This is a genomic window from Enterobacter sp. T2, assembly GCF_010692925.1.
GTDB classification, from domain to species: domain Bacteria; phylum Pseudomonadota; class Gammaproteobacteria; order Enterobacterales; family Enterobacteriaceae; genus Enterobacter; species Enterobacter kobei.
The window spans coordinates 2,184,981-2,202,633 of record NZ_CP048736.1 but is presented as its reverse complement, the minus strand read 5'-3'; the positions used below and the strand labels follow the sequence as shown (position 1 = coordinate 2,202,633).

Annotated in this window: 19 protein-coding genes and 1 pseudogene; 9 read left to right on the top strand and 11 right to left on the bottom strand. The window is 52.5% G+C overall.

Features of this window, described 5'->3' with window-relative positions; all coding sequences use genetic code 11:
* Positions 1-3 precede the first annotated feature (3 nt).
* Positions 4-372, bottom strand: coding sequence for a MerR family transcriptional regulator (locus G0034_RS10655; protein ID WP_045135148.1), 369 nt, complete (start codon positions 370-372; stop codon positions 4-6).
* 96 nt (positions 373-468) lie between these two features.
* Here G0034_RS10655 and G0034_RS10650 point away from each other — a divergent pair, with 96 nt between their 5' ends.
* The 6 genes from G0034_RS10650 (at position 469) to G0034_RS10625 (ending at position 7,650) form a co-directional block, all read left to right on the top strand.
* The gene (locus G0034_RS10650; protein WP_045135147.1) at positions 469-1,263 is read left to right on the top strand and encodes an SDR family NAD(P)-dependent oxidoreductase; all 795 of its coding nucleotides are present in this window, start codon (positions 469-471) and stop codon (positions 1,261-1,263) included.
* A 194-nt stretch (positions 1,264-1,457) separates the two neighbouring features.
* The gene (locus tag G0034_RS10645; protein ID WP_014883733.1) at positions 1,458-2,072 is read left to right on the top strand and encodes a TetR/AcrR family transcriptional regulator; all 615 of its coding nucleotides are present in this window, start codon (positions 1,458-1,460) and stop codon (positions 2,070-2,072) included.
* A 75-nt stretch (positions 2,073-2,147) separates the two neighbouring features.
* Positions 2,148-3,257 (top strand): efflux RND transporter periplasmic adaptor subunit, encoded by a 1,110-nt coding sequence (locus G0034_RS10640; RefSeq protein WP_014883732.1) that lies wholly within the window; start codon positions 2,148-2,150, stop codon positions 3,255-3,257.
* Positions 3,254-6,343, top strand: a complete 3,090-nt coding sequence (locus G0034_RS10635) for an efflux RND transporter permease subunit (protein WP_179120842.1) — start codon at positions 3,254-3,256, stop codon at positions 6,341-6,343. The genes G0034_RS10640 and G0034_RS10635 overlap by 4 nt, the downstream gene beginning before the upstream one ends.
* Before the next feature lie 34 nt (positions 6,344-6,377).
* Positions 6,378-6,971 (top strand): TetR/AcrR family transcriptional regulator, encoded by a 594-nt coding sequence (locus G0034_RS10630; protein ID WP_179120841.1) that lies wholly within the window; start codon positions 6,378-6,380, stop codon positions 6,969-6,971.
* A gap of 73 nt (positions 6,972-7,044) precedes the next feature.
* A complete protein-coding gene (locus G0034_RS10625; protein WP_179120840.1) occupies positions 7,045-7,650 on the top strand; it encodes an NAD(P)H-dependent oxidoreductase in 606 nt (201 codons plus the stop codon).
* On the opposite strand, the gene G0034_RS10620 is transcribed toward G0034_RS10625, so the two are convergent.
* A complete protein-coding gene (locus tag G0034_RS10620; RefSeq protein ID WP_023330341.1) occupies positions 7,640-8,116 on the bottom strand; it encodes a WbuC family cupin fold metalloprotein in 477 nt (158 codons plus the stop codon). The two genes, G0034_RS10625 and G0034_RS10620, sit on opposite strands and share 11 nt — an antisense overlap.
* A gap of 468 nt (positions 8,117-8,584) precedes the next feature.
* On the opposite strand from G0034_RS10620, the gene G0034_RS10615 reads away from it, so the two are divergent.
* Positions 8,585-9,025, top strand: coding sequence for a VOC family protein (locus G0034_RS10615; RefSeq protein ID WP_179120839.1), 441 nt, complete (start codon positions 8,585-8,587; stop codon positions 9,023-9,025).
* Here G0034_RS10615 and G0034_RS10610 read toward each other — a convergent pair.
* Positions 9,000-9,614 carry a TetR/AcrR family transcriptional regulator gene (locus G0034_RS10610; RefSeq protein ID WP_087529274.1) on the bottom strand — a complete coding sequence of 205 codons (615 nt, stop codon included), beginning with the start codon at positions 9,612-9,614 and terminating at the stop codon, positions 9,000-9,002. The two genes, G0034_RS10615 and G0034_RS10610, sit on opposite strands and share 26 nt — an antisense overlap.
* A 139-nt stretch (positions 9,615-9,753) precedes the next feature.
* On the opposite strand from G0034_RS10610, the gene G0034_RS10605 reads away from it, so the two are divergent.
* The gene (locus tag G0034_RS10605; protein WP_014883721.1) at positions 9,754-10,155 is read left to right on the top strand and encodes a RidA family protein; all 402 of its coding nucleotides are present in this window, start codon (positions 9,754-9,756) and stop codon (positions 10,153-10,155) included.
* A gap of 115 nt (positions 10,156-10,270) precedes the next feature.
* On the opposite strand, the gene G0034_RS10600 is transcribed toward G0034_RS10605, so the two are convergent.
* The 3 genes from G0034_RS10600 to G0034_RS10590 form a co-directional block, all read right to left on the bottom strand.
* Entirely contained in the window at positions 10,271-10,705 is a 435-nt protein-coding gene (locus G0034_RS10600; protein WP_063861702.1) for a cell envelope integrity TolA C-terminal domain-containing protein, read from the bottom strand.
* Positions 10,706-10,860: 155 nt separating this feature from the next.
* Entirely contained in the window at positions 10,861-11,343 is a 483-nt protein-coding gene (locus tag G0034_RS10595) for a glutathione peroxidase (RefSeq protein ID WP_179120838.1), read from the bottom strand.
* 59 nt (positions 11,344-11,402) lie between these two features.
* Positions 11,403-11,894 carry a DinB family protein gene (locus tag G0034_RS10590; RefSeq protein ID WP_179120837.1) on the bottom strand — a complete coding sequence of 164 codons (492 nt, stop codon included), beginning with the start codon at positions 11,892-11,894 and terminating at the stop codon, positions 11,403-11,405.
* Between the two features lie 51 nt (positions 11,895-11,945).
* Here G0034_RS10590 and G0034_RS10585 point away from each other — a divergent pair.
* Positions 11,946-12,299 (top strand): annotated as a pseudogene (locus G0034_RS10585) (serine hydrolase); the annotation flags it as partial.
* Between the two features lie 206 nt (positions 12,300-12,505).
* On the opposite strand, the gene G0034_RS10580 reads toward G0034_RS10585, so the two are convergent.
* From G0034_RS10580 to G0034_RS10555, 5 genes are all read right to left on the bottom strand, one after another.
* Positions 12,506-13,171, bottom strand: coding sequence for an AbiV family abortive infection protein (locus G0034_RS10580; protein ID WP_232952088.1), 666 nt, complete (start codon positions 13,169-13,171; stop codon positions 12,506-12,508).
* 268 nt (positions 13,172-13,439) lie between these two features.
* Complete coding sequence (locus G0034_RS10575; protein ID WP_179120836.1) at positions 13,440-14,333, bottom strand: restriction endonuclease; 894 nt, start codon at positions 14,331-14,333, stop codon at positions 13,440-13,442.
* A 413-nt stretch (positions 14,334-14,746) separates the two neighbouring features.
* Positions 14,747-15,952 carry an MFS transporter gene (locus tag G0034_RS10570; protein ID WP_179120835.1) on the bottom strand — a complete coding sequence of 402 codons (1,206 nt, stop codon included), beginning with the start codon at positions 15,950-15,952 and terminating at the stop codon, positions 14,747-14,749.
* A 4-nt stretch (positions 15,953-15,956) separates the two neighbouring features.
* Positions 15,957-16,985 (bottom strand): zinc-binding dehydrogenase, encoded by a 1,029-nt coding sequence (locus tag G0034_RS10565; protein ID WP_179120834.1) that lies wholly within the window; start codon positions 16,983-16,985, stop codon positions 15,957-15,959.
* Positions 16,986-17,136: 151 nt separating this feature from the next.
* Entirely contained in the window at positions 17,137-17,619 is a 483-nt protein-coding gene (locus G0034_RS10555) for an OsmC family protein (RefSeq protein WP_179120833.1), read from the bottom strand.
* Positions 17,620-17,653: the final 34 nt, after the last annotated feature.

The window sequence follows — 17,653 nt, the reverse complement described above, 5'->3', positions numbered from 1 at the left end:
CGCTTAAAATTCATCGACACAAGGCTGACCCACCTTATCCAGGGCGTTGACCAGCCTGGATCTGAGTTCAGTTAATGCGGCTTCCTTCTCTTCCAGCTGTTGCAACTTGCGGCGCAGCGCGCTTTGTTTTTGCTCAGCGGTAAATTTATCGTCGACCCAGACAGCTAAAACATCCGAAATTTCGGCCAGGGTAAAGCCCAGCATTTTGGCATGCTTGATCATTTTCAAACGCTGTAAATCGACGGCGGAGTAGACTTTGTAGTTGTTGCTGCGATTCGGTTGCGGGATTTTCTCCAGCAACCCTTGCCTTTCGTAGTAACGGACCGTCTCCTTCGATAAGCCCGTTTTCACACACAGTTCGCCAATGCGCATCGCGTCGTCCTCCCCTTTTCAAAATCACGCTTGACCGTGTACTTAAGTGCACGGTTTATCCTGTGATACACATATCAGGGAAACGGGATTTGAGGTATGAATATTTTTGATTATTCAGGAAAAATAGCGTTGATTACCGGGGCATCGTCGGGAATAGGTCGTGATTTCGCCAGGCAACTCGCTGCCCGCGGCGTGTCGTTGATCCTGGTTGCCCGCTCGGAGCCAAAGCTACAGGCGCTTGCCGCAGAGCTGGCCAAAAAGCATGGCGTATCAATCACTATTATCGTGCAGGACTTAGTGGAATCAGATGCCGTTCCCCGCATCGCGGAACGGCTGGGCCTCCTGAGGCGCTTCCCCGACATTCTGATTAATTGCGCCGGGTTCGCCACCTATGGCCCCTTCGAAGCGCTGTCGATCGACAGGCAACGTGATGAGATATATGTGAACTGCGTGGCCCCCGTGGCACTGACTCACGCTTTGCTACCGGAAATGCTCCGCAAAGGCGCAGGAGTGGTAATTAATGTGGCCTCAACGGCCGCGATGCAACCGGATCCCTATATGGCCATTTATGGCGCGACCAAAGCCTTCCTGCTCTCCTTTTCAAATGCGCTTTGGGGAGAGTACCGTGCAAAGGGCATTCGCGTGTTGGCGCTTTGCCCGGGGGCAACGGATACGGCTTTTTTTGATGTGGTGAATGCGGAAGAAGCCTCGGTGGGTAAAAGGATGCCAGCGGATAAGGTGGTTACGCTGGCGTTGAAGGCGGTCGATACCAACCGTAACTACCTGATCACCGGATGCAGTAACTGGCTTCTGGGGCAGTTATACCGGTTTGTCACGCGTAAGCGTCTGTTACTCATCGCTGAAAAAGTATTGCGTCCACGATCGACTTAAGCAAAACCGTGTCGTTTCAGTGCAAAGGATTGCCCTGAAACGCTGACAGATAGATGCCTTAATGCGCGAAAAACAGTGATACACTTACCCCACCGGGTGGGTCTTCCCGTTTGAACGCATGAGGAAACAACAGTAACCAAATGACGAAATGGTCACTCGTTGTCAATCCTGGCCTGTCACGCTAAGCTTAAATAATGACTAAAAATATGAACGCCCCATCAATACGTGGTCCACTTGACCATTCTGTCAGAGAGCAAATCGTCGAAGCGGCTTTTGAGCACTTCGGGCATTACGGCTATGAAAAAACCACCGTCGCCGAACTCGCGAAATCCATCGGTTTCTCTAAGTCCTACATTTATAAGTTTTTCGATTCCAAACAGGCTATTGGCGAAGTGATCTGCGCTAACCGCCTGGAGCTGATCATGGCGGCGGTGCTTTCTGCCATCGAGGATGCGCCGTCAGCCAGCGAAAAATTACGCCGTCTGTTTAAAGCGCTTACCGAGGCCGGAAGCGAGCTGTTTTTCCACGATCGGAAGCTTTACGACATTGCCGCCGTCGCCGCACGGGACAAATGGCCGTCTACTGAAAGGTATACAGACGGCCTGATGAAGCTGATTGAGAGCATCATTATTGAAGGCAGGCAGGCGGGTGAATTCGAAAGAAAAACGCCGCTGGATGAGGTCACGCAGGCTATCCACATGGTGATGTGCCCTTATATCAATCCCATACAGCTGCAATATAACCTCGAAACGGCCCCCACTGCGGCGGTGCTTCTCTCTTCGCTGGTATTAAGAAGCCTGGCCCCCTGATTAGTGACCATTGACTTTATTGGTCACTAGTCTGAGAATGCGGAAACTGTCCTGTTACTTCTATAAGGGTTTCCCATGCTCAGGCTCAATACAGCCCGCCTTGCCGTTAGCCTTCTGCCGTTTGTCCTCGTGGCGTGCGGCGATAATTCCGCGAGTGACGATCCGCGCACAAAGCCACCGCTTGTCAGATCCGCCGCCATCGAGCTTGCGAACAATACTGCGCACGCCTTTACCGGCGTGGTGGTGGCGAGAACGCAAAGTGATTTGGGTTTCAGGGTTCAGGGGAAAATCCTTGAGCGACTCGTCGATACCGGGCAAACCGTCAGACAGGGTCAGCCGTTACTGCGCCTCGATCCGGTTGACCTGAAATTACAGGCCCAGGCACAGCAGCGCACGGTGGATGCTGCCCAGGCGCGTGCGAGAAAAGCGTCCAGCGATGAGGCGCGTTATCGCGGTCTTGTGGCGTCCGGCGCCGTGTCCGCCTCGGAGTATGATCAGATCAAAGCCGCCGCCGATTCCGCCAGAGCGGAACTCAGCGCAGCCCGGGCGCAGGCCAACGTGGCGCAAAACGCAACGGGCTATGCCGTACTGCTGGCGGATTCAGACGGGGTAGTGATGGAAACCCTCGCCGAGCCGGGTCAGGTGGTGAGTGCCGGGCAAGTGGTGATCCGACTCGCCAGGGCGGGACAACGTGAAGCGCTCGTGCAGTTCCCGGAGACCCTGCGCCCTGCCGTTGGCAGCCCTGCACTGGCCACACTTTATGGCAATGAAAAACACCCGGTCAGCGCAACGCTGCGCCTGCTGTCTGATTCAGCCGATGCCACAACCCGCACCTATGAAGCCCGCTACGTGCTGAATGGTGACCTGGCAAACGCGCCGCTGGGGGCAACCGTCACGCTGAACGTTCAGGACCCAAAAGCGGAACGTCAGGTCATGCAGGTTCCGCTCGCCTCACTCTACGATGCTGGCAAAGGCCCCGGTGTCTGGCGCATTTCCGCCAGGCCGGCAAAGGTTACCTGGACGCCGGTGAAGGTGCTGAGCGTGGGTGAAGATGCCGCGCAGGTCACGGGCAGCGTGAAGCCAGGCGAGAAGATTGTGGCGCTGGGCGCACACCTTTTGCACGAGGGTGAAATCGTCAGGCTTGCAGAACAACGCAATGCCGCGCTGGCGGAGAACACGCCATGAGCGGAAGTCGCTTCAACCTGTCAGCGCTTGCCGTGCGCGAGCGCTCCATCACCCTGTTTCTGATCGTCCTTGTGACGATTGCCGGTATCTACGCCTTTTTTGGGCTTGGCCGCGCGGAAGATCCCCCTTTTACGGTGAAGCAAATGACGGTGATATCCGTCTGGCCCGGCGCAACCGCGCAGGAGATGCAGGATCAGGTCGCCGAACCGCTGGAAAAACGCCTGCAGGAGCTCAAATGGTATGACCGGACGGAAACCTATACCCGCCCCGGCATGGCGTTTATCACCTTATCGTTGCAAGACAAAACGCCCCCCGCAGAGGTGCAGGAGGCGTTCTATCAGGCGCGGAAAAAGCTGGGAGACGAATCCCTGAATCTCCCTGCCGGGACGATCGGCCCGATGATCAATGACGAATTCGCCGATGTCACCTTTGCCCTTTTTGCCCTGAAAGCGAAAGGTGAACCCCAGCGGCAGCTGGTACGTGATGCCGAAGCCATGCGCCAGCAACTTTTGCACGTACCCGGCGTGAAGAAAGTGAACATTATCGGCGAACAGGCGGAGCGGATATACATCGCTTTCTCTCATGACCGACTGGCTACGTTGGGTCTTTCGCCGCAGGATATTTTCAACGCCCTTAACAATCAGAACGCGTTAAAAGCAGCGGGCTCTATTGAGACCCGGGGCGCCCAGATGTTTATCCGCCTCGACGGCGCGTTTGATGAGTTGCAGAAGATCCGCGATACACCCGTTGTAGCTCAGGGCAAAACGCTCAGGCTGTCCGATGTGGCGACGGTTGAACGGGGCTATGAAGATCCCCCTACGATGCTGATACGTAACCAGCATGAACCCGCCCTTCTGCTGGGTATCGTCATGCGTGAGGGCTGGAATGGTCTGGCACTGGGTAAAGCGCTGGATGCCGAAACGGCAAAAATAAACGCGAGTCTGCCGCTGGGCATGACCCTGAGCAAAGTCACCGACCAGTCAGTGAACATCAGCTCGGCGGTGGATGAGTTTATGATCAAATTCTTCGTCGCCCTGCTGGTGGTGATGGTGGTCTGTTTTGTCAGCATGGGCTGGCGCGTGGGGGTGGTGGTTGCAGCGGCGGTACCGTTGACGCTGGCGGTGGTCTTCGTGGTGATGGAAGCCGCGGGGATAAACTTTGACCGCGTCACGCTGGGCTCCCTGATCCTTGCCCTCGGCTTACTGGTTGATGATGCCATTATCGCCATCGAAATGATGGTGGTCAAAATGGAGGAAGGTTACGACCGGGTCAAAGCCTCCGCCTACGCCTGGAGCCATACCGCCGCGCCAATGCTGGCGGGTACGCTGGTGACGGCAATTGGCTTTATGCCAAACGGTTTTGCCCAGTCAACCGCCGGGGAATACACCAGCAATATGTTCTGGATTGTCGGCCTCGCCCTGATTGCATCGTGGTTTGTCGCCGTGGTGTTTACCCCCTATCTTGGGGTGAAGATCCTCCCGGCCATTCCCAAAGTGGAAGGAGGCCATGCCGCCATCTATGACACGCCGCGTTATAACCGTTTTCGCCGGATGCTGAGCCGCGTTATCGCCGGAAAATGGCGGGTGGCCGGTGCCGTGGTCGCTATTTTCATCCTCGCCATATCCGGCATGGGACTGGTAAAAAAACAATTTTTCCCGACATCCGACCGCCCGGAAGTACTGGTTGAAGTGCAGATGCCCTATGGCACCTCAATCGAACAGACCCGTGCCGCAACCGCAAAAATAGAAGCATGGTTGAGCCAGCAGCCTGAGGCCAACATCGTGACGGCCTATATTGGCCAGGGATCGCCCCGCTTTTACCTGGCGATGGCCCCCGAATTACCTGACCCGTCTTTTGCAAAAATCGTGATCCTGACGGACAGCGAGACGTCACGCGAAGCGCTCAAGTTCAGGCTCAGGGAGGCTGTCGCCAGCGGCCTGGCGCCTGACGCCCGCGTGCGGGTGACGCAGTTGGTCTTTGGCCCGTACTCGCCCTTCCCGGTTGCCTGGCGCGTTTCGGGGCCGGATGTCGGTACCTTACGCGATATCGCAGACAAGGTGAAAGGCGTGCTTCAGGCAAGCCCAATGATGCGTACCGTCAATACCGACTGGGGATCACGCGTTCCGGTATTGCATTTCACCCTCGATCAAAACCGTCTGCAGGCCACCGGCTTAACGTCCAGTGCCGTGGCTGAGCAGCTTCAGTTCTTGCTCTCAGGCGTGCCAATTACCGCCGTGCGGGAAGATATTCGCTCGGTAGAGGTCATGGGGCGCGCCGCGGGGGATATCCGTCTCGACCCGGCAAAAATTGAGGGTTTTACCCTGGTCGGCAATGCGGGGCAGCGCGTTCCGCTGTCTCAAATTGGCAAGATTGAGATCGGTATGGAAGACCCGATTTTGCGCCGCCGCGACCGCACTCCGACCATTACCGTGCGGGGTGATATCGCCGACAATCTTCAGCCACCGGATGTATCGGTCGCCATCATGAAACAGCTCCAGCCGATTATAGATACGCTACCGGCCGGATACCGCATTGAGATGGCCGGTTCGATTGAGGAATCGGGCAAAGCCACGCAGGCAATGATTCCGCTGTTCCCGATCATGATTGCGCTGACGCTGCTGATCATCATTCTGCAGGTGCGTTCGCTCTCGGCGATGGTGATGGTGTTCCTTACCGCGCCGCTGGGGCTGATTGGCGTGGTGCCGACCCTGTTGATTTTCAATCAGCCGTTTGGCATCAACGCGCTGGTGGGGTTGATCGCCCTTTCAGGCATTCTTATGCGCAATACGCTAATCCTGATTGGGCAAATCGATCATAACCAGAAGGACGGTCTCGATCCGTTCCACGCGGTGGTCGAGGCGACGGTTCAGCGAGCCCGGCCCGTACTGCTGACGGCACTTGCCGCCGTGCTGGCGTTTATTCCTCTGACGCATTCGGTATTCTGGGGAACCCTGGCTTACACGTTGATTGGCGGAACCTTAGGCGGTACGGCCATTACGCTGGTGTTCCTGCCTGCGATGTATGCGATCTGGTTCCGGATCCGCCCTGCGGAACAGCGCGTGCAGTCCCCGGCAGAAAACGTGTAAACTACCCTAAGTAGATAACTGTTCCGAGGAAAGCATGGTTGTTAAGCGCTTAAGAAAAGAGGATCGCCGCGTACAGCTGCTGGAAGTGGCGCGCGGAATTGTCCGCCAGCAAGGCACGGAGGCACTGACGTTGGGTTACCTGGCGGAGCGGGCCAACGTGACCAAGCCTATCCCCTACGACCATTTTGGCGATCGTGAAGGGTTGCTGATGGCCTTGTATCAGGATTATAGCGATTGGCAGTTGGCGAAATTCCGTGAGACGCTGGCGGTAGACAGCAAAACGCTGGACAAGACGATCCGCTTTTTCAGCGCCGCCTATATTGATTGCGCGATGACCGCCGGGCCCGAAACCGGGCCCATCGCCGCGGCGCTGTCCGGCTCTCGCGCGTTGCAGTCGTTTCGTGAGGCGTGCGTTGCCGAATGCGCCGACTGCCTGCGTACCGCGCTTTCCCCTTTTGTCGTCCTGAAAGGCGTTCAGGGAGAAGCGGTACTGACGGCCATCATTGGTGCGGCGGACGCGCTCAGCACCGCCGCGGGTAACGGCGTGCTCGCCCGAAATGTTGCGGAAGATACCCTCAGCGGCGCCATCACCGGGGTGCTGGAGACCTACGTGAATAGCACAAAATGATCGTTGGGTGCGGATTGACAGCTAAGTTACCAATAGTAATATAAACGTCAATTCTCACCCATTCGAGGTCGCTATGTCTGCTACACATGCCATTAATAATGCACTGATCGTGACGGCTCACCCTGTCGACAATTCGTTATCCCATTCGCTGGCCGCCCGCATTGCCGGGAAACTGCGTGAACAGGGTACGCAGGTGGAGATGGCCGATCTGCATGCCGAAGGGTTTAACCCGGCCATGTCCCGCGCCGATCTTGATTTGTACCACGGCGATCCGAGCGCCCTTCCTGAAGATATTCTGCGCGAGCAGAAGCGGGTCGAGCGGGCGGATATGCTGGTATTCGTTTTCCCGGTGTACTGGTGGTCCGTTCCCGGCCTGTTGAAAGGCTGGTTTGATCGCGTTCTGACGCTGAACTGGGCGTATAAAGTGGCAGAAGACGGCCGGATTGTGGGCAATTTGCGCGACGTTCCCGTTCGCCTTATTGCGACTGCTGGCAGCGATCTTAACGGTTTCGATAAACATGGTTATTCGACGGCGATTCAGACTCAAATAATCGAGGGCATTTTCGGCTTCTGCGGTTTGAAGAACGTCAAACTCGATATTCTTTACCAGGCAGACACGGCGATGCCTGCTCAGGTTGAGGAATTCCTGCTGGGGCTTGAGAGCACAATTACAGGGTAAAACCGCCGTCACCCACCTGCGCCTGCGCGTACCATTTCATCAGCTCTGCGGTACCGGGCGCGTTTTCAGCCGGTGACCATGGAGCGGTATCGTGCTCCGGAACAGGCTGATAGCCGCCGTGTTTGACCTCGAAAATGACGCCGCCTTTATCCAGCGACAGCACGGCATGCCAGGTACCGGCATCCATCTCCAGCACTTTGCAGTCTTCACCTAACACCACGCGCTGGGTCACGTTACCGCTGTCATCAAAATTCAACACCAGAAAGCGACCGCTCAGAGCCGTCAGCAGTTCAAACGTGTGCGGGTGGCGATGAGGGCGAACATAGGTACCTGGCTCCATCGCGATAGCCAGGCGTTGTACCGGGTCGCTCAGTTCGGGATGTAAATTGCGGTGCGCGCGTAAGCGAGGAGAATTGGCAGCCTGCTCGCTTTGTTGCTGCAGGTCACTGAACGTAATTTGTTTCATATACACCTTTGTGAATGTGGTCAGCTGGCGGCAACCCGATTGCCGCAGGACGTTATACCATTCTGAAAAGCCGATAAGCCACGGTATTTATGAAACAAAACGCTGCCAGCGTGTTGAAAACATCGCATCTGCCGCTCCGCGCGGACAGGTAATTTTAAGAGAGACAGGGATTTTTCAAGCGCTGACTCAGACCAGCCGTGGGTGTGATAAATCCATGCGGGATCTGGATAAGTTCTCGCCAGACATACCATCCTCGTGCGCCCCCTTCGGTTTCAGGTCGTAAGTATAGTGTGATGAGTCCAAAACTGAGGTTGAGTAAAACTCACGTTGAAACGCACGTCATCGCACTGAAATTTAAACCCGTCGGGAACGTGTAGACACGGTGAAAGCGATGCCAGAATTGAGAGTCGTATTTCAACTGGTCGTAAGATAAATTCAGCGTGAGTGTTACGTCATACAGGAGGGGATATGCCGCAAGCGTTACCGGAAATTGATGTTTTATTTGTCGCTGGGTTCGGGCCTATTTCACGGGATACAGCGTCCAGCGCCGCGTTTTATATCCATACACTCGGCCTTCCGCTTAAGCCGATGGAGGGGAACAGTGATTATCTGCTCGCAGAAGTGGGCCAGTTGAAAGGCGTGAAGCATTTCGCCGTCTGGCCGCTTACACAGGCGGCAATGTCCTGCTTTGGAGAAGAACAATGGCCCGCTGAGCACCCGATACCGCAAGGATGGGTTGAGTACGAGGTTCAGGACCTGGACTCGACTACCCGTATTTTGACTGAAAAAGGCTATCGGTTGCTGGTGGCAAACCGCACAGAACCGTGGGGGCAAACCGTCACCCGTCTGCTCAGCCCGGAGGGCTTGCTTACGGGATTAACGATTACGCCGTGGCTTCGGGAGGTATGACGCCCTTCACCAGGCCATTTACCAGCAGGGTAAAAACCTGAATCGCTTTTGGTAATGCCTGCTGCGGATCTTCGCTGGCGGCCACCCACTGGGCGGCATTCAGTGCGGCACCGTTTAACAGCCAGGCGGTGGCATCAACATCTACCGGTTCGATTAAGCCGCGTTCAATCAGGTCGGAAAGGCTCTTACGCGTAGCGTCGAGGCAGTTATTCTGGCTCGGCCATTTTCCCGGGTCCCCAAGAAAAGCCGGACCATCAAGCAGAACGATACGCCGGACTTCTTCATCCAGCGCCATCTCGATATAGGCTATCCCTTCAGCCAGAAGCTTTTGCTGGTCATCCTCCACATGTGCCGCCGCACTTTTGGCGCTTTGCGCCATTTCAGAATCAATCTGGGTAACGACAGCGGCAAGTAACCCCTTTTTATCGCCAAAATTATGATACAGGGCCCCGCGCGTCAGGCCCACGCTGGCGGTTAAATCATCCATCGAGGCTGCGGCAAACCCTTTTTCGGCAAAGGCTTTACGTGCAGCCGCAATCAATTTAGTGCGGGTTTCTTCCATCGTTTCGGCGCGGCGTTTGGCTGCCATACGAACTCCTTGCAATCTACACCACGCAAGTCGTTTGACATACGCGGCGTATGTGTGATTAAGTTGACATACGCCGCGTATCTTAATTCATTTATTTATGCTGCGCATCCACTGTCCCTGTCCAAAGAAAGGATCCGTTATGAACCAACCGAAACCCGTTTTCCCTGCAAATCGCCACGCGCTGTATGAGCAGCACGGTTATTCTGCAGCGATCCGCTCTGGTGATTTACTGTTTGTTTCCGGACAGGTGGGTAGCCGAGAAGACGGTACACCCGAACCCGACTTTGCAACGCAGGTAGAGCGTGCCTTCGATAATCTCAAGGCCACGCTTGACGCTGCAGGATGTACGTTTGCCGATCTTGTTGATGTGACAACCTTTCATACCGATCCGGAGAATCAATTTCCAGCCATTATGCAGGTGAAACAAACGCTTTTCCCTAAGCCACCGTATCCGAACTGGACAGCCGTGGGCGTTACCTGGCTGGCGGGATTTGATTTTGAGATAAAGGTTATCGCCCGGATCCCTGAACATCAGGAATGAACACGTTGCACACAGATATCAGAAGAACCGGTATCTGTGTGTAAATATGCAACCGGGGCGGACATAGTGAGTGTTAGCTTAGCGTGACGCTACCTTACAAAGGGCGGTTAGCATGTTACCCGCGCATATCGAAACCGGATTTTTGAAAATCTCTGTAGACTTCCGGGTTGTTGAATGCCGGGAATTTGGCTTTTTGGGCTGCTGATTTTATCGCTTCACAATAGGCTTTATTGCCGTTGCTGGTGGATATGTTTAAAGGCGTGCCATCCTGAGCAAATTCAATATGCAGCCTGCATTTTTTCCCTTTCCAGTTTTGCGGCTCATCCAGTTTGGCATTTATTGCCGCCCTGATTGCCCGCGCTTGCGCGCCCCACTCATCCTGATCGTCCCAGCGCCCTGAACTGCAACTGCCCGTTGCCGTGGTCTTATGGCATCCAGAAGGATGCAACGGCGCACATCCTGCGGCCATGTTCACCACAAATGCCACTATAACAATTTTCTTTATTGTTTCAGACACGATCACTTCTTGCCTCTCAGTCCATTTAAGCATCAGAAATAGTGATCTATTTTTCTGTATTGACTGGACATGTTTCAACTACCAATTTTTCACACAACCCGATGCTTCCAATGAACCTTTTTATGGCGCAAGGGTAATAACCTGCGATTTCGTCGTTCATCATGCACGCTAAATCACTACCAAAGCGCTCACCTCCCCAGTGCCTCAAGAATTGCATCCTCCATTTTCTCGGGCGTCGTCATCGGTGCAAAACGCTTGAGGGGTATCCCATCGCGTCCGATCAGGAACTTCGTGAAATTCCATTTGATCCGTCCTCCCAGCACGCCTGGCAATTCGTTTTGCAGATAACGAAACACCGGGTGCGCTGCGCCACCGTTTACCTCAACTTTCTCGAACATGGGGAAACTTACGCCGTAGTTAATGTAACAAGTCTTCGAGATTTCATCGGCGCCGCCGGGCTCCTGCTTACCAAACTGGTTACAGGGAAAGCCAAGCACCACTAACCCTTGACTGGCGTATTTCGTGTATAGCGCTTCAAGGCCCGCGTATTGCGGCGTGAAACCACACTGGCTGGCAGTATTCACGACCAAAACTACCTTACCCGCATAGTCGTCCATTGAGATAAGACGGCCATCCAGGCTGGTGGCGGTAAGTTGATGAAAATTGGTCATGCTGGCATCCTTAAAAGAGAAACGGTTCGGCGTGAAATCTGGTTAACCCTCAGGTTGAATTACTCCTGATGATGGTCCCTCAGGAAAACGGTTAACACATCCTTAGGAGGGGTTATTCCCGTTTCTGAAAGCATCCAGCCCACCGCGCCGCGATGATATGAACCGTGAAAAAGGACATGATTGAGCATATCTCCTGCCTTCATTTCACCATACCCACCATCGACGAAACGAAATTTAACGACTTCAGAAAGATCAGACGTGTTCATTGTACCGACGTGTTGAATATACCATTCAGTGCATTCAAACATCTTTGTCAGAAGCTCGTCTGCAGTCGGGGTTTCTGGCGTATTTAACGCGGTGTATTGGTGCTTTTGGCCAGTAATGTTGGCTCTGAAAATCATATCAACGACATAAACATGGTTCATAAGCCTGAGCATCAGATGATGCTTATCAGCATTCGCTAACGTATCTACCTTCTTTATCGCTTGTAATGTTTCTGCATCTGCCCAGCGCTTGAACTTTAATAGCGTGACTATCGTGTTTGTGTTCATTTTTCCCCTCCGAATCAACAAAAAATTATCATATCAGCAACATTGTCAGGCCGGTACCCGGTCAGGCCCAACACCCTGTTTGCACTCGGCTCGCTCAGCAAAGGGATTACGGCAGAAGTGGTGGCTTGTCTGGTATATGAGGGGCAACTGAACTGGAACGATACCCTGGCGACATTGCTACCATCGGGAACGCCGCTTAGCGCGGATGCACAAAAAATTACGCTACTCGAACTGGTCACCCACACCTCCGGCCTACCGCGCCAGAATATGGATGTTCCGATGCTTGGAAAATTCATTCGCTACTTAAGCACGGGTGATAATTTCTATAGTGAGCTGGATAGCGATAATGTGCTGCGTTATCTCGCCAACTGGCGAGCGCCGAAAGATAAAACGCCGCAAGTTTCATGAACTACAAACGCCCGCTCCCAACACGGAGCGGACGAACTGACCGAGCAAAAGGTCCGCTATGAGCGAAAAGCGGAAGTTCGCAGTTGATCTCGTTGCCAAACAGTCACATTACTAGCATTGCGGCGTGTTAATCAACGGGTAGCTGATCAACCATCTCAGGTCTCTCGCAGCGCCAACAGCAATATCCCTTAAGAAATATTGATTCAGATGCTTAAGAATGCTGAGGCGGTTGTTTTATTTGAAAGTAGTCCTTTTGCGGACATGGCATCGAAGTAACTTTTTAATGCCTCACGCTTAAGAGCATCATTAGTGTTCCACACAGGTCCCAAGTACTTCACCCAGAGTTCAACCTCCTCGACTGTGTGTAATTTTGACGACACTAAAGGTTTAGCGGCTTCTATGATGCTTATAGCTGTATCTCTATTGATTACATTGTCTGGTATCGACCAATGTGCCTTACCAAGACAATCCGTATAAAATGATATTTGCTTTAATTGATCCAATATAAAGGGATGTTCTGATTCATCGCTGAAAATTGGTGCAAAATCGTTAAGATTCCTAGCGCCTTTTTTAACTGCATCAAGAAACACCCACATCATATTTTTTTCAGTATGTGAGCGATACCTGTGCCAAATCTGTTTGATATCTTTGCCATCTTTCAACAGCGACATCTCTCGAAGTATTGACACCTTTCCTGCTTCTTCTATAGCTAAGATTGCCAGAGAGGTAGCAGAGGGATAGCGTTCTAAATCAAACAAAGCAGAGGCATCGTTCAGAAGCCTTCGTGCGTTAGATGATGCAGCATTCATGCCTTCTACAATTTTCTCAACGGCAAGTGTATTTTTCCATTGCTCTAGTTTTTTTGCCATAACGTTTGCTCGAGTTAAAAATTTCATCAATCTTAGGACACATCATTCCTGTTGAAAAGCTAGATGCCCTACTGTAAGTGTAAGTATCCCTGCAAAACGAACCATCAATTTTTAGAGGACCTCTGGCGCTCCAGATTCCGCTCTTGGTACACAGCAGACCGTTTGCTTTGCATCGAAATCTTAATCTTTTTTTCAGCAAATGGCCCTTCACTTCACCTTTAACGCCAGCACATCAGGTTGAACGGTTCCCGTGATCACGGCTCCGCAATTACGTTTTTTTATTTTTTAAAATTTTTTCAGCCAATTCTGCACCAATTTTACCTTTCATTGCTTTTAATATTTTAAAAAGAGTAAGCTCATTCTTGTAACGCGACTTCCTTTTAACGTAAAACTCTTGATATTCTTCAGGTGATATTTCTGATAGTAGATATCTTTTCATTAATTCAGTTGGTTCAATTAATAAACCTTTGGCTTGTTCTTCATTCAAAGCAGGATGCATTAAGAAGAATAAAGGTTTTAACCGCTCTGTTATTGCTATCAACCGTTTCAAATAATGTTGTGGAACACCTCTTATTGCAAAATGCAGTGACTGCTCAGATTCATTTAGAAAGTCAATTGCTTCACGCTTTGAAAAGAATAAGGGTATTACATCTCTTCCGTTATGTTTTTGTGCAAACTTGTAGTATGAACCTGAAACATTATCTTCCTCTCTTTCCATCAAAATCCAAAAAGGCTCGCCGATCCAGTCTTTTGTAGGTAAAGTTGAATTTATCAAGTAATCGGCAACCAATATGTTAAATTTTGGTAAATCATCAGTTGTCAGTAAAGTAATGCCATGTTTTTCTGCGTATTCTTGTGCGCCACTTTGGTAACCAGACTTACTGACTATTACCCCGATAATATTCCCAATATCTGTGATTTTGTTGCAAAATGGCATAATAGTATCGCGATCAAGCGGGCGATTGTGATATTTACACTCTATCGCTACACGATGTATAAAGCCTGCATTTTCAAATTGGTAATATACATCAATTTGATATTCACCTTTTAATCCCTTAAGGATAACGTTACGACTAACTTCCACTCCATTATCTCGTGGGTTAAGCAAGGTCGAGTAGACATATTGGGTATAACTTTCTAAATCATTCCAGGTTTTAAGCATTGTCATTTTTCCCTTATAAATCATTTGAATAGAGTGCCTGATGTACTCGCGGTTCTAATTATCAAAACCATACTACCATTCTTCCATCTGGGGATTTTAAGCTATTTGGAGATATATCCTACATAGACGAAAATAGCTTTTGCTTCCCATTGGTTCAACCCTCATTTACCACATTTGTTGCACCTATACTGACTTCAGCCACCTCAAGCTCTTTTCTTTAACATAGTCCGCTTCTGGCACGGAGCGGACAAGCCAACAGCGCTGAAGGTCCGCTCAGAGCGAAGAGCGGACGTTAATGAGAACATGGAACCAGTAAGCATCGGCAAGTATGCCCAAAATGATGCTCATTAATTTTGGGCTTTAAATACTTTTCACATAAACATAATCCACTTACAGCAGCAGATAAAACCGTGTCAGGAGCTTAATTTATGGTCCTTTTTTGCCCGCAACTCGTTAACAATACCTAAAAATGCAAGCCCGACGGGAACAAGGGATCCCCACAGGACGGCGTTCCAGCCGTAGAGACTAAGCAGAGCACCAGAAGAAAACGATCCTACAATCATCACCCCAAACACGACAAAATCGTTCAGGGACTGAACCTGGGTTTTCTCTTCGGGACGGTGATATTCAATGATTTTTGCCGATGCGCCGGTAAAGCCAAAATTCCAGCCGAGACCCAGCAAAATCAGCGACAGCCAGTAGTGGAAAATATCGGTCCCACTGAGTCCGGCCAGGACAGAACATGCCGTGATAAGCAGACCCGTAGCGGCGATACGCATGGCCCCAAAACGGTTAATTAATTTACCGGTGAAAAAACCCGGACCGTACATGGCAATAACATGCCACTGGATACCGAGATTTGACGCCTGCTGAGAAATGCCGTGCATGTGCATCGAGAGTGGTGCTGCCGTCATCAGGAAGTTCATCACCATATAGGTTACCGCACCGCTGAATACGGTTCTGGCAAACCCCGGCTGTCGGACTATTACGCTCAGAGGTCGTCCACCTGTTCCAACCGTGCTGACGGAATCTATCGTTTTCACGCCTTTAAGAATGAACGCTGATATAACGGCCACGAGCGCCTGGGCGAGGAACGTGACGGCGAAGGTATGAGGCGGCCAGAGGTGCATCGTTCCGGAAACCAGCATGGGGCCAACCACCCCAGCAATCACTCCGCCCCCCATCACCAACGACAGCGCCCGGGCCCTGCGTTCGGGCGTGACGCCGTCCGTTGCGGCAAAACGAAAGCTGAGCGCAACGGCCGCATAGGCCCCGCCCAGAAATGCAGCAATGCAGAACAACAGGAATGAGCCAACAATGACGGCCAGGGCAGCAGTCAGGCCGGTAATAACCCCTGCGCTGGTGCCAACCATAAAGGCAGCTTTACGGCCTTCTTTTCGCGCCAGTGAACCTAACGGCAGAATACAGGCTGCCATCCCCAGCACAAACATGGTGATGGGCAGCGTGGCCAGTGAGCTGTCTGGCGCAATCGCGTTACCCACAATTGCGCCTGTGGCATAAAAGACGACGGAGTTAGCACCGGCGAGAGCCTGTGCGGCCGACAGGCGGATGATATTGTTTTTCTGATCTGCTACGGGCAGGAAATGTTCTGCGGACATGTGATTAATTATCCTGATTCATGGTGAGCACTATTCGGTATCGCGCCAGACCCTGTTTCAGTCTGCTGAGCGCCTCATTTGCCCTTTCAAATGGTAGTAGCTCTGTAACAGGCAAAGCCTGAAAGAGGTGGCTGAACTGCAGCGCGCGCTCGGTTTGCACCGGTGTGCTGACAAAGGATCCTGTCAGGGTACGTTCAGCGCCGATCATCATACCCGGTGTGACCAGCAGCGGCGTTTTTCCGGTACCCAGCAGGATCGCTTTTCCCCGTGGAGCCAGCGCGGACATGAGGGCTGAAACCATTTCTGAAGCCGGTGCCGTTGCCACAATAAAATCCACACCGCCGTCATTTTTCAGGCGTTCTGATGCGTTTTCATCAAGGATATTGATGTAGTGATGCGCACCCAGCTCAAAAGCAGCCTGCTCTTTTTCACTACCCCGCGCAATCACAGTCACCTCAAAACCCATCTTACGGGCGTACTGAACGGCCATGTGGCCAAGGCCCCCCAATCCGAGAACCGCCACTCTGTCGCCCGCCCTTGCGCCTGAATTACGCAGTGCATTGAAGGTAGCGGTACCGGCGCAAAGGATCGGAGCGGCATGCACGGCAGAGAGCGCGGAGGGAATGGCTATGAGCGCGGTATGACGCATGACAATGTACTCTGCGTAGCCGCCATCGCAGCTGAGACCGGGCGTCAGTTGGTTTTCACAGAGATGAAAAAGCCCGCTCCGGCAGGGGTTGCAATGCTGACAGTACCCTCCCAGTCGCCCAATCCCTACCCGCTGACCGGTTTGCCAGATATCGGGCACCTGGTTCCCCTTCCGGGTAATAAACCCGACGATTTCATGTCCCGGGATACGGCCGGACTGGCCCGCCAGCGGTGCTTTTTCCGCGTCCCGGAGATCGGCACCGCATACGCCGCATACTTCAATTCTAACGAGCACCTCATCCGGGCCGGGAGCGGGTATTGGCCGCTCTGTCATTTCCAGTACACCGGGGGCAACGACCTGCATAGCACGATATTTTTTATTCATAAATTGCACAGGTAAAAAATGAGGATTATCAGATGGCAAGGGCGACGAGAAAACGAGACACCATGTTATAGGCGGCGACGGTTGCAACGGCTTCCACGGTCTCTTTTTCACCTAACCATTTCATCCTGTTGAGCAGAATAATCCAGCCGCGTCAGCACAGTATTAAGTCACCTTCGATCAGCATATTCTGGGCCAGTAACCACCGGTTCAGAGAGGCGTTAATCACCCGCTGATGAACCCCATTAAATTGATGCACCGTGCCGTCACCGCTTACATGGATGACATACTGAAGCGTGCCGGAAGCATCATCTGCACGCTTGTCCCCGGAGGCCGGTATACCCTTCGGAAGGTGCCCGTCAGTGTGAATTTCAAGATGCGTAAGGGCGAGACCTTCATTTCTCGCTTCCTGAATAAAGGCGGCCATCATACAGGCATTAAACGCGGCGAGAATCAGTTCCTGAGGGTCGGGAGCCAGCCCTTCGCCACCCAGCGAAACCGGTTCATCGGAATCGATAACATGACTTTGCAGGGCAGGCAAAGCGTTGTCTTCGGAAAAGGACTGGCAGAGCGTCCGGCTGGCCATACCCCCCTGCCACGAGGTGACAAGGTCATAATGCGCGGTCTGGATTTGCATAATTACTCCAGTGCCGCACGCGGGTCAGCGCGTG

Bases quoted from the DNA above. Each gene is read 5' to 3' on its own strand.
- G0034_RS10655 (WP_045135148.1), bottom strand. From the start codon at position 372: ATGCGCATTGGCGAACTGTGTGTGAAAACGGGCTTATCGAAGGAGACG.
- G0034_RS10650 (WP_045135147.1), top strand. From the start codon at position 469: ATGAATATTTTTGATTATTCAGGAAAAATAGCGTTGATTACCGGGGCA.
- G0034_RS10645 (WP_014883733.1), top strand. From the start codon at position 1,458: ATGACTAAAAATATGAACGCCCCATCAATACGTGGTCCACTTGACCAT.
- G0034_RS10640 (WP_014883732.1), top strand. From the start codon at position 2,148: ATGCTCAGGCTCAATACAGCCCGCCTTGCCGTTAGCCTTCTGCCGTTT.
- G0034_RS10635 (WP_179120842.1), top strand. From the start codon at position 3,254: ATGAGCGGAAGTCGCTTCAACCTGTCAGCGCTTGCCGTGCGCGAGCGC.
- G0034_RS10630 (WP_179120841.1), top strand. From the start codon at position 6,378: ATGGTTGTTAAGCGCTTAAGAAAAGAGGATCGCCGCGTACAGCTGCTG.
- G0034_RS10625 (WP_179120840.1), top strand. From the start codon at position 7,045: ATGTCTGCTACACATGCCATTAATAATGCACTGATCGTGACGGCTCAC.
- G0034_RS10620 (WP_023330341.1), bottom strand. From the start codon at position 8,116: ATGAAACAAATTACGTTCAGTGACCTGCAGCAACAAAGCGAGCAGGCT.
- G0034_RS10615 (WP_179120839.1), top strand. From the start codon at position 8,585: ATGCCGCAAGCGTTACCGGAAATTGATGTTTTATTTGTCGCTGGGTTC.
- G0034_RS10610 (WP_087529274.1), bottom strand. From the start codon at position 9,614: ATGGCAGCCAAACGCCGCGCCGAAACGATGGAAGAAACCCGCACTAAA.
- G0034_RS10605 (WP_014883721.1), top strand. From the start codon at position 9,754: ATGAACCAACCGAAACCCGTTTTCCCTGCAAATCGCCACGCGCTGTAT.
- G0034_RS10600 (WP_063861702.1), bottom strand. From the start codon at position 10,705: ATGCTTAAATGGACTGAGAGGCAAGAAGTGATCGTGTCTGAAACAATA.
- G0034_RS10595 (WP_179120838.1), bottom strand. From the start codon at position 11,343: ATGACCAATTTTCATCAACTTACCGCCACCAGCCTGGATGGCCGTCTT.
- G0034_RS10590 (WP_179120837.1), bottom strand. From the start codon at position 11,894: ATGAACACAAACACGATAGTCACGCTATTAAAGTTCAAGCGCTGGGCA.
- G0034_RS10580 (WP_232952088.1), bottom strand. From the start codon at position 13,171: ATGGCAAAAAAACTAGAGCAATGGAAAAATACACTTGCCGTTGAGAAA.
- G0034_RS10575 (WP_179120836.1), bottom strand. From the start codon at position 14,333: ATGCTTAAAACCTGGAATGATTTAGAAAGTTATACCCAATATGTCTAC.
- G0034_RS10570 (WP_179120835.1), bottom strand. From the start codon at position 15,952: ATGTCCGCAGAACATTTCCTGCCCGTAGCAGATCAGAAAAACAATATC.
- G0034_RS10565 (WP_179120834.1), bottom strand. From the start codon at position 16,985: ATGAATAAAAAATATCGTGCTATGCAGGTCGTTGCCCCCGGTGTACTG.
- G0034_RS10555 (WP_179120833.1), bottom strand. From the start codon at position 17,619: ATGCAAATCCAGACCGCGCATTATGACCTTGTCACCTCGTGGCAGGGG.